We start from the raw sequence: 15,087 nt of genomic DNA on the forward strand, positions 1-15,087 counted from the left end.
TCAGGGGCGCTGAGTCACCTGTACGGCCACCGGCGCGACGCCGGACTCGGTCAGTCCGATGCGCCGAGCCGCAGCCGGCGTCAGATCGATAATGCGGCCCCGGGTGAACGGGCCGCGGTCGTTGATGCGCACCTCGACGCTCTGATCGGTGTCCAGGTTGGTGACCTCGACGCGGGTGCCGAACGGCAGGCGTCGATGCGCGGCGGTCAGCGCGCCGGTATCCAGGCGTTCGCCGCTGGCGGTGGTGCGCCCGTTGTAGCGCTCGGCGTAGTAGCTTGCCTCACCCCGCTCGACACTTCCTGCGCCGTCAAGCGCCTGATGGCCGGCGCAGCCGGCAAGGCTCAGTAGTAGCCCGGCGCCCATGGCCAGATTGCGTGCGTGTTGAATCATGGTACGTGTCTCGAATGAAGTAACTAGGCCGACGATGTATCGAGAAAGAGCCAGTCGTCGATGGCAAGTGTCAACCGGGCGCCACGGGGCAGCCGCCCGACGCCTTCGGGCGTACCGGTCAGTACCACATCGCCCGGCTCCAGCGTGAAGCTGTGGCTGATCTCGGACAAGAGCCGGTCGACGGGAAACAGCATCTGCGCGGTGTGGCCGCGCTGGCACAGCTCGCCGTTGATGTCGAACGAGAAGCGCAGGTCACTCCAGTCGATGAACCGCCCCTTGACCGGAACGAATGGCGTCAGCGGGCAGGCGCCGTCAAAGCCCTTGGCCCGCTCCCAGGGGTGCCCCTTGGCCTTGAGCTCACTCTGAACATCACGGTGGGTCAGGTCGAGCGCCAGCCCCATGCCGACGATCGCCTCGCACGCCGTGGCCGGTGAGACGCGGCTGACGCGGCTGACGCGCTTGCCGATCAACAGCGCAAGCTCGGCCTCATAATGCACCCCGTCGGCGGTACGAACAGGGTCGATCGGTTTCGACAGATCAACGGCGCTGCTTGCGGGCTTGATGAACAGAATCGGCGACGTTGGCACCTCATTGCCGAGTTCGCGTGCGTGGCGCGCGTAGTTACGTCCCACACAGACGATCTTGCCAAGATCCTGCCCGAAAACCTTGCCATCGATGAAACGAGGCGCGAATGCCATGACCGCTCTCCTTGTCGTTGAGTCATCGCATACTACTGCGTTACCTACCCGAGTGCGCAACCGTACATGCCGCGCCCGGCACAGTGCGCACTCAACAAAATCTGCTCTTAACCCTTTCTTAAAACGATTTTTTCGAATTGAAACGCCAGTTAAATTCACTTTCGCCCTCATCAGGGCTGTCGTAGCCTTGAAGGAATCACGTTACACGCTGACACACGACGCATCACCGACCCTTAACGCATCCCCATAACCGGAATTTCCATGCCCGCCACCCGCCCAGTCCAATGGAACCTGACGATTCGAAGCCTTCACTGGCTCAGCGCCCTGGCCGTTATCGGCCTGTTCTCGAGTGGATGGTGGATGACCGGGCTTGGCTACTACGACCCGTGGTATCACCAGGCGCCCTGGTGGCATAAGTCATTTGGTATCACGCTGCTTGCGGTCACCGCGCTTCGCGTGGGGACCCGGCTGGTGACCGCCGCGCCCCCGACACAGGGCGCGCTGCTCGAGCGCCGCGCTGCGCACGCCGGTCATTTTCTTCTGTATGCCCTGCTTGTTTCCGTCATGGTGACCGGCTATCTGATTTCCACCGCCGAAGGCAAGGGCATTGACGTATTCGGTTGGGTGACGGTGCCGGCCCTGCTTACCCCGTTCAAGGACCAAGCCACCATCGCCGGCAGCATCCACTGGTACTGCGCCTGGGCACTGGTCATTCTGGCCGCCGGGCATGCACTGTTCGCGATCAAGCATCACGTGATCGACAAGCACGACACCCTGCGCCGCATGGTGGGGATAAACCACAACGACACGACGTCTCACTAACGCAATTCAAGGAGCAAGATCATGACTTCACTGCTTCGTGCAGGCCTGGCCACCGCCATGATGGGCGCGCTCGCAACACCTGCGCTTGCCGCCGACTACAAGATCGACACCGAAGGGCAGCACGCCTTCGTTCAGTTCAAGGTTCAGCACCTGGGCTACTCCTGGCTTCTGGGCCAGTTCAACGATTTCGACGGTCACTTCAGCTTTGATCCGGACAACGTCAAGGACGCCTCCGTCGAGGTGACCGTCAACACCGACAGCCTCGACACCAATCACGCTGAGCGTGACAAGCATCTGAAAGGCAAGGACTTCCTGAACGCAAGCGAGTACCCGACCGCCAAGTTCGTGTCCACAGGCTACACCCCAGATGAAGACAACAAGTTCGAAGGCGAACTCAAGGGCAACCTGACACTGCACGGCGTGACCAAGCCGGTCACCTTCGACGTCGACCGCATCGGTGGCGGTGACGACCCGTGGGGCGGCTACCGCCAGGGGTTCGAGGCTGAAGCCACCATCCAGCCCAACGACTTCGGCATCGACATGAGCTCGCTCGGTGACGCGTCCAAGGATGTGACGCTCTACGTAACGTTTGAAGGCATTCGCCAGTAACGCGCGTATACGCCCAACCAACGCCGCTACATCAAGGGCGCTAGTGACGTAAAAAAGGCCCCGGCACACTGTGTCGGGGCCTTTTTGGTACCCACGTCGATAAAGAGTTCAGTGGCAATGCGCTACACCACAGTATCGGCGTGCTGCGGAGCGCGGTGCGTCTTGTGTGCAGCGGTCTTGATTGGCGCAAGCGGCAACACCGCCTCTTCAAGCGCTCTGGCGGCCGGGTGGGTGAACGCGGCCCCGGCAATCACGTCATCGACAAGCCGGCCCTGTTCGATCGCAATCAACCGATGGCAGAGCCGTCGGGCAAGTCTCAGGTCGTGGGTGATGAACAGAAGGCCCATGCCGGTACGGTCACAGGTGTCGGCCAGAAAACGAGTCAGTTCGACCTGAAGCACGGTGTCGAGGCCTGAGGTTGCCTCATCACAGACGAGATAGGCCGGTTCGATCGCCAGCGCCCGCGCCAGACACACGCGCTGGAGCTGCCCGCCGGAAAGCTGATGCGGCAGATAGGCGGCGTAGCTCGCCGGCAGCTTCACCACCTCGAGCAGGGCCTCGACCCGCGCTCTGCGGGCCCGCGCCGAGTGTCGGCTCAGATGCACCAGCGGCTCCTCGATGATGCGCCCGATAGTGTGGCCCGGATTCACCGCGCCGGGGCCATCCTGGAAGACGCCCTGCACCTGGCGCCGAAACGTTTTCAGCGCCCGTCCGCGGCGACCGACCGGCGCACCGTCGAGTTTGAACGCACCCTGAGACGGACGCTCGAGGGCCAGTGCCAGCCGGGCAATCGTGCTCTTGCCCTCACCGCTGCCGCCGACCAGCGCCACACGCTCGCCCCTTGCAACTGACAGTGATACGTCGTGAAGCACGCGGCGGTCGCCATAGCAGTGATCGATGTTCTCAAGCGCCAGCATGGAACTCCTCCTCGCCGTAGAGCGCCCGATGAGCGCTTAAAAGATCACTCGCGGCCGCGCTTTGCGGGCGCTCGAACAAAAGCTCGGGCGTGGTGGACTCCACCAGCCGCCCCTCGGCCATCACATGCACCTCGTCGGCAAAGGCCGCGACCACCCCCAGATCGTGCGTGATCAGAAGCACCCCGAGCCGGTGATGATGCACCAGCTCGCTCAGGAGCGTGAGAATGCGGTGCTGGGCGCGCGGGTCCAGATCGGAGGTCGGCTCATCGGCAATCACGAACGAGGCCTTACGAAGCAGCGCGATGGCAATCATCATGCGCTGCAGCATGCCGCCGGAAAGCTCGAACGGATACAGCGGTTTGACCTCGAGCGCGAGCCCGACCTGCGTGAGCGCCTCATCGACGCGCGGCTGCGCCGTCGCCCCCCGCACCCCAAGCGTTGCCAGGGTTTCAAGCGCATGCGCCTCCATGGTCATCAGCGCGTTAAAGGCCGTGCGCGGGTTTTGCAGCACATGCGCCAGCCGGACACCGGCACCTGATCGCACCTCACCGCCTGAGTAGCGAAGCCCGGGCAGGTGCGTGCCGGCAAGGGCCGACGCCGTCAGTGATTTTCCAGAACCGCTCTGGCCGACCAGCGTGACCAGTCGAGCTGGCGGCACCGACAGAGAAACCTCCTGCACCAGTGGGCGCGGACCATGATGGATCGACAGCGGCGACAGCGTCAGCGCCATCTCGGGCCGCGCCTGCGATGAAGACGTCGTGGTCATCCGTGCATCTCCTTGAGCGCCGGGTCGAGGCGGTCTCTTACGCCATCGCTTAACAGGTTGAACGCGGTGACGCTTGCGAAAATGGCAAGCCCCGGCCATATGATCAGCCCGGGCTGAGTCCAGATCAGCTCGCGGGCATCGCTGATCATCACGCCCCATTCCGCAGTGGGCGGTGAAACGCCAAGCCCCAGAAACGACAGCGCCGCCACGTGCAGCATCATGTGCCCGAGATCAAGCGTCAAAAGGATCAGCATCTGCGCGCTGATGCTTGGCAGCATATGATGGCGAAACACCGCCCAGCGCGAGGCGCCGCACATGATCGAGGCCTGAACGTAGTCGCGCTCACGAATCGACATCACCAGCACCCGCACCACCCGCGCGTACCAGGCCCAGTGCGTCACGGCGACGGCGATGATGACACTGCCCATGCCCGGGCCCAGCACCCCGATCAGGCACATTGCGGTCACAAACGTCGGCAGGGTCAGAAACAGGTCGGCGCCGCGCATCAAATACTGATCGACCCGGCCGCCGGCAAGCCCGGCAAGGCTTCCGATCAAAAGCCCGATCGCGAATACCAGCGCAAGAATCGCGGCCACGGTGCCAAGCGACAGCCGGGCCCCGAACATGAGTCGGGTCAGCACGTCGCGCCCGAGGCCATCGGTACCGAGCCAGTGCTCGGCGCTCATTGGCGAGAGCCTGTGCACGACATCGACCGCGTTCGGGTCGTACGGGCTCAGCACCGGTGCCAGAAGCGCTACGCCAACAAGCACGACCACCAGCATCAGCCCGATCACCGTAGTCACGGTGCGACACCATAGCGGCATACGCCACGCCTTATGCGATGTCGACGACGAAGACTCGCTCACGTTCGCCTCACTCATGCTCGCCTCACGCATGCTCACCCCCAGGCGCCGGCCCTTGCGTGCGGCGGCGCACCCGCGGGTCGATCCAGGCGTGCACCAGATCAACGCTCAGGTTGGCCAGCACATACACCAGCGTCATCAAGAGCGTGAAACACATCAGCACCGGAAAGTCCCGGTTATGAATCGCCTCGACCGCAAAGCGGCCCACACCCGGCCAGGCAAAGATGTTTTCGATCACGAACGCGCCGCCGATCAGCTCGCCGATCGCCATGCCGGAGGCGGTCAACAGCGGCAGCAGCGCGTGCGGAAGAATGTGCGCGCGCAGACGCCTGGACGGCGATAGCCCCCGAAGGCGGGCGTAATGGACATGGCGCTGACCGGCCACCTCCACCAGCGAGGTTCGAAGCAGCCGCGCGTTGATCGAAATCGTCATCACCGAGATCGCAATCGCCGGCAGCACGAAATGACTCGGGCCGCCGTAGCCCATCGGCGGCAGCCATTTAAGCCAGATCGAAAACACCAGCACCATCAAAAAGGCCAGCCAGAAGTTCGGCAGCGACACCCCGAGAAAGGCCACGGCGCGCACCAGATGATCCGGCAGGCGCTCGGGGTAGCTGCCGGCGATCACCCCGAGCAGTACGCTGAAGACGACGGTCACGCAAAACGCCACGGCAACCAGCCAGAGCGTGGCCGGCAGATAATTCAAAAGCTCCAGAAGTACCGGGCGCCCGGTGATGTAGGACGTGCCGAAATCAAGGTGAAGCGCATTCCAGAGCCACTGGCCGTACTGCTGCCAGAGCGGTAGATCAAGCCCGAGTTGGTGCCTTACGGTGGCCACGGCCTGCTCGCTCGGCGCGATGCCGGAAAGACGCAGGTAATCGAGCGCCGGGTCCCCCCGCCCCAGATGCAGAAGCACGAACATCGCAAGCGAGACAATCAGCATCAGTAGCGGAATCAGCGCCAACCGTCGTCCGGCCAGCCGCCACAGCGGCTCGAACCGGCGACGCGTAAGCGCCGGAGAGGCGGCCTCACTCATCGCGGGCCGGCCTCATGCGCGCAAAGGGCACATCTTCAAGCGTGTCGCCAAACTGCACGTTGTCGACGTCTGGCCGACTGACCGAGCGCGATGTCACGTGGGTGATCGGCACATAGATCGCCGCCTCATGCAGACGCGTGAGGATGTCGTGATACAGCGCCCGGCGCTCGGTCTCATCCTGAAGCGTCAGCACGCGGGCGATGGCGCGGTCGAGTTCGGCCTTGTCTGCAAGGCCTTTTTGTGCCTGATAGTCGGCGTGGGCCGGCACCCGCATCGAGCTTAAATACGCATGCGGCTCGTAGGGAGCGCCCCAGGTGTCGCTGTAGACCAGGTCAAACCCGCCGTTGCGCTCGCGCTGCATCAGCGCCGTTTCTTCCTCGCCGTGAAGCCGTACCTGTATGCCGATGTCGGCCAGATTGGCCTGCATCACCTGCGACAGCGCCTTTTGAAGCGGGTCGTCGCCGACAAAATAGGCATCGAGGGTCAGCGGCGTGCCGTCCTTCGAGCGCAGGCCATTTTTTCCGCGCACCCAGCCGGCGTTATCGAGCAGCGTCCGGGCCTTATTCGGATCGAAGGCGTACGGCGTCAGAGCCACATCGGCGTAGGGCACATCGGATGAAAACAGCGCGTCCGCCTTGGGTTCGGTGTCAAAAAGCAGCGAGGTACGCATCGCGTCGGTGTCGATGGCGTGCTCGATGGCGCGGCGCACGCGGACGTCCCTGGTCGGCCCGTGGCTTGCGTTGATCACGAACGTTCGCGTGGCAAGCGGCTTGGAGGCGCGCGCGTTAAAGCGAGGATCCTGCGTAAAGCGCTGGAAGCTGTCGCTCGACACAAGCCCCCGGGTGCCCTGAACCAGATCGACCTTGCCGGTTTCAAGCGCAACGGCCCGGGTGTTCGGGTCATTGATGATGTGGATGTCGACGCCTGCGTAGGCCGGCGCGGTGCCCCAGTACGTGGGGTTACGGGTGAAGTGGTCGACCCGGCCCGGCTCACGCCTTGAAAAGACCCAGGGGCCGGTACCGATGGGCCGGGAAAGACGACAGGCGTCCTGGCCTGTCCTGGCTCCGGCATCGCCGTGCTCGCTTCCGGTCTGGAGCACGCCTGGGGATGCAAACCGCAGCGGGCGGATCAGCGACAGCTCCATCAGGGTCGGGTAGTACGGCGTTTTCAGCACCAGCGCAACGGTTCGCGCATCACGGACCTCGACCCGCTCGATTTTGTTCACCAGCGCGAGCCAGTCGTGGCGGTCACGGCATTGAAGGACAGCGTCCACGTTGGCCTTCACCGCCCGGGCGTCAAACGGCGCGCCGTCACTGAAGCGCACGCCGTCGCGAAGAGTGAATACGTAGGTGCGCCCGTCGTCGGAAATGTCCCAATCGGTTGCAAGCCAGGGCTCGATCTTACCGTCGTGAAACCGAACCAGCGGCTCATAGACCATGGCCTGCGCCATCATCTGATTGGCGCCATAGCCCTGGCTATCCAGCGGGCCAACGTCGAACGGCCAGGCTACATCCAGAACCGGCTCATCGGCCTGACTCATCGGCGTGACCAGCGTCAGCGCCATCAGCACGAGTGCGCAGCACCCGCGTCGCAAATCGTTCATCGTGATCAGAGCCTGCTCAAGCGTCATCAAGGAGGAAGGTCATGGGGGTGATGAGCCTAGCGAAGCGCTGATATGATGTCTATCAAGATTCCTCATACCCTGCGAGCCCATCATGCAACGCGTCACCATCACACTTGACGAGGACCTGCTGTCGGCCATCGATGCCCGGGTCAAAAGCCACAACTATCAGGGCCGCTCGGAAGCGGTGCGCGATCTACTGCGAACAGGACTGCTCGATTCAAGCACGCACAGCCCTGAACCCGCCAAACACTGCATCGCAACGCTTAGCTGGGTGTTCGACCATGCCACCCGTGATCTTGCACAGCGGCTATCGACGCTCTTTCACCGGCATCATTCCCTGATTCACACCACGCAGGAAATACCGCTCGACCACCATCACTCAATGGCGGTGGCGGTACTCAAGGGTGAAAGCAACAGTGTGCATGCATTGACGGAGCGGGTCATCAGCGAACGCGGCGTTCGCCATGGGCGGGTGTTCATGGTGCCGATCGCCCCGGACATCGAAGAGCATGCCCACGGCGATCAGGTCGAGCCCCACACGCACTGGCGCGTGCGGGACAGCTAGGTCAGCGCGAACGCTTGGCAGGGTCAGCGTGAATGCCTAGTAGGCGGTGTGGTCGTCGTGAACGCGGTCGGCCATTTCGCCACGATCATCATCGAGCGCACGCAGCTCGGACACCAGTGAACGCACCTGCTGATCGAAGCCATCGCACTCTTTTTTGAAAAACTGATAGGTCAGCGACAGTGAGCGGCGCTTCTCGGCGCGCTCCAGAAACCGGGACTCGAGCTTTTCGGCGTGATGCTCGAGCCGGTCGGCCAGAAGGCTCGATTGGCCGTTGTTGCACACGACGTCCATCAGTGCCCGCACCTCGACAGAAAGCAGGTAGAGCTGACGCACGTTGCGTTTTTGAACCTCATGCGAGGTCGAGATGTTGTCGTCAAGAAGATCGATTTCGCCGAGTTCGCAAAGCGCGGTCTGTTCGGACATGATGAGCCTCCTTGAATAAGATGTTCTTAAAGTGTAACCCGGTTTTTCGCCCCACCCCCTTACACCATGGTGGGACGCGACGATCCGTCACGCCTGCATAAATACCTTCATAAAAAAGCCTGCACACGGCAGGCTTTTAAGGCATACGAACTCGGCTCTAGACCTAGCCGGCCCAGCTGCCGTTACGGTCGTGGCCCTTGTAGCTAACGCTCCCGCTTTCATCGACGTCGCACTTCAGGTTCAACAGCGCATTGCCCTGACCGTACAGCGTGACCTCGAGGTCGAACGGTTCACCCTGGGTATAGTCATCGATGTTGTCCTGGCCATAGGGCAGGCCTTCGAGTTTGGGCGAGTCCTTGACGGCAAGGTCAATGCATTCTTTTACCATCGGGCTTTCCGGCGTTTTCGGCGGTGCCGCCTGCGCCAGCGAGACCATCATCACCGAGGCCAGCGCCGCCCCGGAAAGCTTCAACATATTCATAACACCACTCCTTGTGTCGGCATCGTCGCCACTGCGTGACGGACGTGCTCTTATCATAGACACAACGAGCGGTCTCCGCCTGCATCAAACGCTACTCGACGGGCTGCCCGCCAAGCTCAAAGCCCTGATAAGTCACACCGCCCTTCTTATCCACGTGACAGGTGACGTTGTAATAGCCATTGCCGTCGCCTCTGAGACTGACCCTTAGCCGATACGGCGTGCCTTCGTGGTAGCGCACTACATTACTGTGCTCGAACGGCAGCCCCTGTGTCTGCTCGGCGCCCTGGTGCGCAGCCTCGATGCACTGCTTGACCACCGGTGCCGAAGGCGCGTGAGGCGCGGCAAAGGCATTCGGGATGAAAAATACCGTCGAAAGCGAGGCGGCAAGCATCAATCTGGGTAACCCCATGGTGTCTCCTGATCAAAATGAACGGTTGCCGACAGACCGTGCGTCGGCGTATTACTGAGACACCAGGCCAATAATTAAGTTCCGATTAAGCAAAATGAACAGCGGTAGGCGTTCACTGAAGATTGCACGGCGAACAGACAGCGCCGCCCCGAGATCGGACATTGCAAGGAGGCTTATCTTGGCGATCTTTCTGGACCCAAACGTCATTCGTACCCGCTTTTCGAGCGCGATGTCGACGATGTATCAAACCGAGGTGCCGCAGTACGCCACGCTCCTGTCGCTGGTCGATACGGTTAATCGCTCTGTGCTCGAAAATGATCCCGCCCTTCACGCACGCCTTGAAAACGGCGATGAGCTTGCGCGACTCGGACTCGAGCGTCACGGCGCCATTCGCCTTGGCACCGCCGAGGAGCTTCACACGATGCGTCGACTGTTCGCGGTCATGGGGATGTTTCCGGTGGGGTATTACGATCTCTCGGAAGCCGGCGTGCCGGTACATTCCACCGCCTTTCGACCCGTGAGCGAGCAGGAGCTCAAGAAAAACCCCTTTCGCGTATTCACCTCGCTCCTGCGTCTTGAGCTGATCGACAATGAGGCATTGCGAGCGCAGGCGAGCGCGCTTCTGGCGAAACGTGAGATCTTTACCGATGGCGCGCTTACGCTCATCGAGCGCGCCGAGCAACACGGCGGGCTGACCGATGAGGACGCCGACCGTTTTGTGGCCGAGGCGCTGGAAACCTTCCGCTGGCACCCAAAAGCCACGGTCGAGTACGCAACCTATCAGGCGCTGCACGACGAACACCGCCTGATCGCCGATGTGGTCTGCTTCAAGGGGCCTCACATCAACCACCTGACGCCAAGAACGCTCGACATCGACGCCGTACAGCGCCAGATGCCGGAGGCCGGCATAGCGCCCAAGGCCATCATCGAAGGCCCGCCCCGGCGCAAAGTGCCGATTCTGCTGCGCCAGACCAGCTTCAAGGCGCTCGAGGAACCCATCGACTTTGCCGACCGCCACCACGGCACCCACACCGCCCGCTTCGGTGAAATCGAACAGCGCGGCGTCGCCCTCACCCCCAAGGGCCGAGCGCTGTACGACCGGCTGCTCACTGCCTCACGCGCCGCGACCGCCGGACTCTCGCAAGAGGCCCATCAGCAGGCCTTGAGCGACGCCTTCACCGACTTCCCGGACGACGAACCAACGCTCAGACGCCAGGGGCTTGCCTACTTCACCTACCGTTTAAGCGGCACGCCCGACGCACAGGGCACCACCGACATACACGATATCGACGACCTGATTGAACGCGGCCTCATCGAGGCCACGCCGATCGTCTATGAAGACTTCCTGCCGGTCTCGGCCGCGGGTATTTTCCAATCGAATCTCGGCGAGGCCAAGGCGCACGGCGCGATGGGAAGCGGCAATCAGGCTGCGTTCGAAGCCGCGCTCGGGGCCTCGGTGGCAGACGAATTCGCGCTTTATGAAGACCGTGAGCGCGCCTCGCTCGAGGCCATACAAAGTGCGCTCGAAAAAGGCGCGCCCTGACCCGGCGCTATAGTGCCCCTCCAGAATGCCAGGCACACACTGTCTGGCTTTTTTATTGCCTGCAATCACAGCCAGATCAACTCGACCTCACGTTCACGACATGGGGCACCTCGATCACGAAGCATCACCGTGCAAACCCTGAAATCTTTGCCATGCTCGGAAAAGCGCGCATATCCACTGGCCGACCGACCACCGAAAGGACCGAGCATGTCATCGCATCCACGCCTTCACGACCTTACCCCGCTTGATCCAGCTTCCACGCCAAAGGGCATCCAGACCGCCACCACCGCCCGGCAAAACGTCACGCCCGCGGCAGCGTTTGAAGGCCGAACCGGCTATGACGCGGACTTTCTAAACGAGTTCAAGATCGACCTTCCCCGCGTGACCGAAAACGCCCCGGGGCGTGTTGCCCCGGTCGAGGGCCGCGACGATGGACGGCTTGACTACACCCACTTTTCGATCGTGATGAACGAGGCGCGACGGCTGGCGTTTTTCACCGCCTTCAACCTCGACGGTCGACAAGCCCGCAGCGTCGCTCGCGGCAATGACCACTGGGCGCTCGATGGCCGGCTCGCGCTTGAGGCACAGTGCGGGGAAGACCTTTATGCCAGAAACCCGCTCGACCGGGGGCATCTGGTGCGCCGCTCGGCCGCCTGCTGGGGCGAGGACGCCGAACGGGCCAACGAGGACACCTTCCACTTCACCAACTGCACCCCGCAGATGGCGGCCTTCAACCAGCAGACCTGGCTGGGGCTCGAGGACTACCTGCTCGACAACGCCGTGAAGGACAAGGGCAAGGTCAGCATCTTTACAGGGCCGGTGTTCAAGGAGAGTGATCGCACTTATCGCGGCGTACAGATCCCCGAGGCGTTCTGGAAAGTGGTCGCCTTTCGCACCCCGGACGATGCCCCACGTGCCACCGCTTACCTGATCGCGCAGGACAAGGAACTCGATGACAACCTCGGGCTCTTTTTCGGCCAGTACAAGACCTTTCAGAAAAGCGTGGCCAGCATCGAGGCGTTGACCGGCCTCGATTTCGGCGACCTTCGCGACCACGATGGCCTCAGCAACGAAGAGCGCATCACGGGCGCGCGCATCGACATCCAACTAGACCGACTGGGTGACATTCGCGTGTAAGTCTGGACACCTGAGCGGTTACCTCCATTAGCGATTCATGCGATGATCCTTGCCATTGAAACGTGTACAGCACCCGGGAGACACCGGCATGGCGTGGACAGACAGTTGGGTATGGGGGGCGCTTGCGCTGATATTGGCACTTTTGGAGCTGGTATTGGGCGCAGGCGCCTTCGTGTTTCTGGCGCTTGCAGCGGCGGCGCTCGGCGGTGCGCTACTGGCGCTGTTCGGAGCGACATTGATCTGGCAGCTCGCAGGGGTGGGCGTTCTGGCCGGTATCCTGGTGCCGGTGTCGATCAAACGTATCGGCCACCACACCAGCCCCAAGGCCATGGGCTACGGCACCACCGGCACCGGGGTCGAGCAGGGCTATCACTTCATCACCGAGCCCCGCGAGTTCGACCAGACGCCTGCGATCAAGATCAAGGGCGACACCTACCGCGTACGTGACCGGGACGCCCCCGAGCGCCCGATCCCGATGGGCATGCGCGTGCGCTTCGATCATTTCGAGGGCACCACCGCCATCGTGGTGCCCGACCCCGTCACTGACACCCTCTCCAAGACCGAGACATAGGAACACCACCTCATGACGCTACTGCAAAGCCCGACCTTTCTGATTGCACTGATCATCCTGGTTCTCGGGATCATCGTGGTTGCCAAGGGCCTGGTGATCGTCCGCCAATCCGAGGTAATGGTGATCGAGCGTTTGGGCTCGTTCAATCGGCTGCTTGAAAGCGGCATCAACTTCATCATTCCCTTCATCGATCAACCCCGCGCAATCACCATGATTCGCTACACCCGAAGCGGCGAGGATTACATTCCCATTTCGAGCACCGAAGCCCGCATCGACCGCCGCGAAACGGTGATGGATTTCCCCGGTCAGCCGGTGGTGACCACCGATAACGTGACGGTGCGCATCAACGGCGCGCTCTACTTTCAGATCATCGATCCGCGTGCGGCAGTGTATGAAGTCGAAAATGTCAGCCAGGCGATCGAGGTGCTGGCCAAGACCACGTTGCGCTCGGTGGTCGGCAAGATGGAGCTGGACCGTATCTTCGAATCCCGAAGTGAGGTCAACGACAAGATTCAGGCGGCAATGGACGAGCCCTCGAACAAGTGGGGCGTGCGCATCACCCGCGTCGAGGTCCAGGACATTCACATGCCCGAAGAAGTGGAAGACGCCATGCGCCTTCAGATGGCCGCCGAACGGCGCCGGCGCGCCACCGTGACCGAGGCCGAGGGCGAGAAGTCCGCGGCCATCGCCCGCGCGCAGGGCGAGCGTGAATCGGCGATCCTCAACGCCGAAGGCGACAAGGAAGCCACCATCCTGCGGGCGCAGGGCGAGCAGGAGTCGATCAAGCTGGTGCTGGAAGCGCTGGGTAATGACATCGACGACAAGCGCACCGTCGTCGGCTATCTACTGGGTCAGACCTACATCAAGACCCTGCCGGACATGGCCAAGAACGGCGAGCGGGTGTTCGTGCCCTATGAGTCTTCTGCACTTCTAGGCTCGATGGGCATGTTCCGTGAGCTTTCGGGCACACCGGAAGACGTCGCCCGCGCCGCCAGCGCCACGAACTCGGCCGTCGGACGGGCCGCGATGGGCGGCGCTGCCTTCGGCAGTTGACGGCCCAGGCGCCGGAACACCTCCGGCGCCTCAGGCGCGATACCGACCAGGCATAGGGCCGTGGTATCGTGCCGCTTCACCCTCTTGCTGGATGCCCTCATGTCCGATTCCGCCCCCGCCACGCTCTACATCGTCTACTCCGGCCACGCCGATGCCCGCTTCGACCAGGACTACTACCTTGAGCATCATCTGCCCAAGGTACGCGAGGCCTGGAAAGCCACCGGACTCACGCGCGTCTCGGTCCTGTTTTCCGCCTCACTCGGTCAGAACGAAGCCGGAACGATTGCCATCGCCGAGGCCGTATTCAAGGACGAAGACGCCCTTCAGGCCTGTCTCGACGCCCCAGGCACCGGCGCACTGATGGCCGATGTGGCGAACTTCACCGACATCGAGCCGGGGCTTTACCGCACTGTGCCGCTGTTTACCGACTGACCCACGGCGTACCAACAGACGCACGCCCCCGTCACGCAGATTCGAGCGGCCTGACCCAGAACGACAGCCGCTTGGTGCTTAACACCTCATCGCCAATGTCGCGCCAGCGAAAGTGCGCCGCAAGCTCGGGGTGATGCTCATAGCCCCGGCGACGCCAGAACGCATCCAGGGGCTGATACGCCTCGGGCCGCTCGGGGTGATCGGCCGGGCGCTCCACCGCGCAGAAGGTGGTGTGGGTGACGTCTGGGAAACCGCGCGCGTAGGCTTCGCGCCGCTCGAAAAACGCGTGGCCTAGGCCCCGCCCACGGTACTCGGGCAACAGAATCGACTCGCCGAAGTAGGCAAGCCTCGAGAGCGTCCAGCCTGCTTCGCGAAACGGCGTCTGGAACTCGGGCTCGGCCTCGATCATTGGCATGACCGTACTCATGCCGACTGCACGCGCGCCCTCACGCACCAGAAAGATCGCCGCACTGGGGCTTTCGACGTAGTGCGTCAAATACTCGAACTCTTCCGCCTTGGGCGCGTGATAGAGGTAGGGAAAGGTCGAAAACACGCCGAGACGCAGCTCGGCCAACGCATCAAGCCAGGGGCGAATAGCATCCCCGGTCAGCGTCTCGATCTGAAGGGTCTCGTCCTGATGGGTCATCTCATCGCTCATTGACGGCTCGGTGAACCGATAAGCGTACTCGATCTCGCGCGCGCATCGATAGGCCGCGCCGACGCACGTCGAACCGTTCACGTCATCGAA

The 15,087-nt window shown here is 62.5% G+C and carries 19 protein-coding genes; 8 read left to right on the forward strand and 11 right to left on the reverse strand.

Annotation, left to right across the window (positions count from 1 at the left end; all coding sequences use genetic code 11):
• Entirely contained in the window at positions 1 to 390 is a 390-nt protein-coding gene (locus NAT49_RS07990; protein WP_251593011.1) for a septal ring lytic transglycosylase RlpA family protein, read from the reverse strand.
• A 23-nt stretch (positions 391 to 413) separates the two neighbouring features.
• On the reverse strand, positions 414 to 1,088 hold the full coding sequence (locus tag NAT49_RS07995; RefSeq protein ID WP_251593013.1) for a fumarylacetoacetate hydrolase family protein: 675 nt from the start codon (positions 1,086 to 1,088) through the stop codon (positions 414 to 416).
• Between the two features lie 261 nt (positions 1,089 to 1,349).
• Here NAT49_RS07995 and NAT49_RS08000 point away from each other — a divergent pair, with 261 nt between their 5' ends.
• Together NAT49_RS08000 and NAT49_RS08005 are read left to right on the forward strand one after the other, a co-directional pair.
• Positions 1,350 to 1,910 (forward strand): cytochrome b, encoded by a 561-nt coding sequence (locus tag NAT49_RS08000; protein ID WP_251593015.1) that lies wholly within the window; start codon positions 1,350 to 1,352, stop codon positions 1,908 to 1,910.
• A gap of 21 nt (positions 1,911 to 1,931) precedes the next feature.
• A complete protein-coding gene (locus NAT49_RS08005; protein ID WP_251593017.1) occupies positions 1,932 to 2,519 on the forward strand; it encodes a YceI family protein in 588 nt (195 codons plus the stop codon).
• Positions 2,520 to 2,641: 122 nt separating this feature from the next.
• Here NAT49_RS08005 and NAT49_RS08010 read toward each other — a convergent pair whose 3' ends face one another.
• From NAT49_RS08010 to nikA, 5 genes are all read right to left on the reverse strand, one after another.
• Entirely contained in the window at positions 2,642 to 3,436 is a 795-nt protein-coding gene (locus NAT49_RS08010; protein WP_251593025.1) for an ABC transporter ATP-binding protein, read from the reverse strand.
• Positions 3,423 to 4,202 (reverse strand): ATP-binding cassette domain-containing protein, encoded by a 780-nt coding sequence (locus NAT49_RS08015; RefSeq protein WP_251593032.1) that lies wholly within the window; start codon positions 4,200 to 4,202, stop codon positions 3,423 to 3,425. Before NAT49_RS08015 ends, NAT49_RS08010 begins: the two co-directional genes overlap by 14 nt.
• The gene (gene nikC / locus NAT49_RS08020; protein WP_251593044.1) at positions 4,199 to 5,026 is read right to left on the reverse strand and encodes a nickel ABC transporter permease subunit NikC; all 828 of its coding nucleotides are present in this window, start codon (positions 5,024 to 5,026) and stop codon (positions 4,199 to 4,201) included. Before nikC ends, NAT49_RS08015 begins: the two co-directional genes overlap by 4 nt.
• 64 nt (positions 5,027 to 5,090) lie before the next feature.
• Complete coding sequence (gene nikB / locus NAT49_RS08025) at positions 5,091 to 6,101, reverse strand: nickel ABC transporter permease subunit NikB (RefSeq protein WP_251593045.1); 1,011 nt, start codon at positions 6,099 to 6,101, stop codon at positions 5,091 to 5,093.
• The gene (gene nikA / locus NAT49_RS08030; RefSeq protein WP_251593050.1) at positions 6,094 to 7,704 is read right to left on the reverse strand and encodes a nickel ABC transporter substrate-binding protein; all 1,611 of its coding nucleotides are present in this window, start codon (positions 7,702 to 7,704) and stop codon (positions 6,094 to 6,096) included. The genes nikB and nikA overlap by 8 nt, the downstream gene beginning before the upstream one ends.
• Before the next feature lie 112 nt (positions 7,705 to 7,816).
• On the opposite strand from nikA, the gene nikR reads away from it, so the two are divergent.
• Complete coding sequence (gene nikR, locus NAT49_RS08035; RefSeq protein WP_251593051.1) at positions 7,817 to 8,290, forward strand: nickel-responsive transcriptional regulator NikR; 474 nt, start codon at positions 7,817 to 7,819, stop codon at positions 8,288 to 8,290.
• Between the two features lie 36 nt (positions 8,291 to 8,326).
• Here the strand turns inward: nikR and NAT49_RS08040 are convergent, their stop codons facing one another.
• The 3 genes from NAT49_RS08040 to NAT49_RS08050 form a co-directional block, all read right to left on the reverse strand.
• The gene (locus NAT49_RS08040) at positions 8,327 to 8,713 is read right to left on the reverse strand and encodes a hypothetical protein (RefSeq protein ID WP_251593052.1); all 387 of its coding nucleotides are present in this window, start codon (positions 8,711 to 8,713) and stop codon (positions 8,327 to 8,329) included.
• 163 nt (positions 8,714 to 8,876) lie between these two features.
• Positions 8,877 to 9,194, reverse strand: coding sequence for a hypothetical protein (locus tag NAT49_RS08045; protein WP_251593053.1), 318 nt, complete (start codon positions 9,192 to 9,194; stop codon positions 8,877 to 8,879).
• A 91-nt stretch (positions 9,195 to 9,285) separates the two neighbouring features.
• Positions 9,286 to 9,603, reverse strand: coding sequence for a hypothetical protein (locus tag NAT49_RS08050; RefSeq protein ID WP_251593054.1), 318 nt, complete (start codon positions 9,601 to 9,603; stop codon positions 9,286 to 9,288).
• A 178-nt stretch (positions 9,604 to 9,781) separates the two neighbouring features.
• On the opposite strand from NAT49_RS08050, the gene hglS reads away from it, so the two are divergent.
• The 5 genes from hglS (at position 9,782) to NAT49_RS08075 (ending at position 14,339) form a co-directional block, all read left to right on the forward strand.
• Positions 9,782 to 11,146, forward strand: coding sequence for a 2-oxoadipate dioxygenase/decarboxylase HglS (gene hglS, locus NAT49_RS08055; RefSeq protein ID WP_285836063.1), 1,365 nt, complete (start codon positions 9,782 to 9,784; stop codon positions 11,144 to 11,146).
• A 207-nt stretch (positions 11,147 to 11,353) separates the two neighbouring features.
• A complete protein-coding gene (locus NAT49_RS08060; RefSeq protein ID WP_251593057.1) occupies positions 11,354 to 12,283 on the forward strand; it encodes a DNA/RNA non-specific endonuclease in 930 nt (309 codons plus the stop codon).
• Positions 12,284 to 12,371: 88 nt separating this feature from the next.
• The gene (locus tag NAT49_RS08065; protein WP_251593059.1) at positions 12,372 to 12,854 is read left to right on the forward strand and encodes a nodulation efficiency, NfeD-like protein; all 483 of its coding nucleotides are present in this window, start codon (positions 12,372 to 12,374) and stop codon (positions 12,852 to 12,854) included.
• 12 nt (positions 12,855 to 12,866) lie between these two features.
• On the forward strand, positions 12,867 to 13,907 hold the full coding sequence (locus NAT49_RS08070; protein WP_251593062.1) for an SPFH domain-containing protein: 1,041 nt from the start codon (positions 12,867 to 12,869) through the stop codon (positions 13,905 to 13,907).
• Between the two features lie 99 nt (positions 13,908 to 14,006).
• Positions 14,007 to 14,339, forward strand: coding sequence for an EthD family reductase (locus tag NAT49_RS08075; protein ID WP_251593064.1), 333 nt, complete (start codon positions 14,007 to 14,009; stop codon positions 14,337 to 14,339).
• A 31-nt stretch (positions 14,340 to 14,370) separates the two neighbouring features.
• On the opposite strand, the gene NAT49_RS08080 is transcribed toward NAT49_RS08075, so the two are convergent.
• Positions 14,371 to 15,078: a GNAT family N-acetyltransferase gene (locus NAT49_RS08080; RefSeq protein ID WP_251593066.1), complete on the reverse strand. Its 708-nt coding sequence runs from the start codon at positions 15,076 to 15,078 to the stop codon at positions 14,371 to 14,373.
• Between the last annotated feature and the right edge of the window lie 9 nt (positions 15,079 to 15,087).

It is taken from the genome of Larsenimonas suaedae (assembly GCF_023712105.1).
Lineage (GTDB): Bacteria > Pseudomonadota > Gammaproteobacteria > Pseudomonadales > Halomonadaceae > Larsenimonas > Larsenimonas suaedae.